The organism is Paraburkholderia sp. BL25I1N1 (genome assembly GCF_003002025.1).
Classification (GTDB): Bacteria; Pseudomonadota; Gammaproteobacteria; order Burkholderiales; family Burkholderiaceae; genus Paraburkholderia.
In genome coordinates this window covers 1-1,119 of the sequence record NZ_PVZB01000081.1, presented here as the reverse complement: position 1 = coordinate 1,119, position 1,119 = coordinate 1, and the positions used below count along the sequence as shown (strand labels likewise).

1 protein-coding gene is annotated in these 1,119 nt (G+C 53.4%); it reads right to left on the bottom strand.

Going from position 1 to position 1,119, the window contains the following annotated elements; genetic code table 11:
- Positions 1-25: 25 nt before the first annotated feature.
- Positions 26-931: a serine protease gene (locus tag B0G73_RS39945; protein WP_106286503.1), complete on the bottom strand. Its 906-nt coding sequence runs from the start codon at positions 929-931 to the stop codon at positions 26-28.
- Positions 932-1,119 lie beyond the last annotated feature (188 nt).

Here is a 1,119-nt window from a genome sequence, read left to right as displayed (position 1 = left end):
AAGTGACGGACCTTTTGCTTTTCTTTTAGAGACTGCTATGGCTGCGGTGCGCTCCCATGTACCAAGCGAGTATTAGAGCAGGGTCGATTCCACTGAAACTATATGGAGTCGTGTGAATCTGCCCATCTCTGACTAGATGCGCCATCGGATACTTTACGTCTCGTGGATAGTCTGGTCCCCGATTCACCGAAATGAGAAGCCTAAGGATGGGCCATAACATGCATACGTAACTGATTGGGTCTTCGTCTTCGTCGCCGGGAAAGAGCGTGCCAGAAATAATCCCGCACAAGGCGCCGTTTTCGTCGAACACGGGACCGCCGCTCATTCCACCGTCGAAGCGGGCAGCAATGCGGTAGCAGGGGAAAGTGAAGTTTCCAGCAGGCTGCCCGCTCGGCAAGATTTCTTCAACCACTCCTGTTGACGTCGTCGGCTTATCATTCAACTCCATATGGTAGTTCCCGTCGTTGGCTGGTCGCGTGCTCACCTCCGAACTGTGATAGCCAAAGGCTGCGAGCGGAGTACCAACAGGTGGAGGACCGAACACAAGCGGTGGGCTTCGCCAATTCAACACACTGCCTGGGCTGCTCCGGAATAAGGCGAGATGCAGAACAGAGATATCAGTATCCGGGCTGTTCCATGCGGTTACGACTTGATATACGACGTAATTAGGACCAGGAGGTATCTGATACAAGCGCACGGAATAATTTGTGATTTCTTTCGCGCCGTCCTCAGCGTCTTCGACGCCGAATCTCGTCGTAATCTCGTCGAGAACGTGTTTTGCTGTTAGCGCGACGAATGATCCGATAACCGTGGCGGTCCCAATGACATAGGAGTCGCCACCTTCGAATTCAACCAGGACCCGTAGAGCGATTTCAGACACTGGCGTGTCTGGAGGTTGTGCCACGAAAGTAGATTTCTTGTGGATCAGCATAGCGGGCGGAGGTGGCGTTGGTAGCTAAGGTTCGCTGCTCGGCTAACCGGTACGGGGCGTGTCTTTCAGCGCGGCGAAAAAAATCAACCTATTCTATCGCTTGACGTTCACAAGGCGTGGCCAAATTTTGCTCTTCGGGCACAACTACAAGATTTCGGCACTGATCGTCCCGTGCCGCCCTATGAGCG

What these genes read in the sequence shown, in the direction of transcription:
- B0G73_RS39945 (WP_106286503.1), bottom strand. Translation starts at nt 931, where the DNA reads ATGCTGATCCACAAGAAATCTACTTTCGTGGCACAACCTCCAGACACG.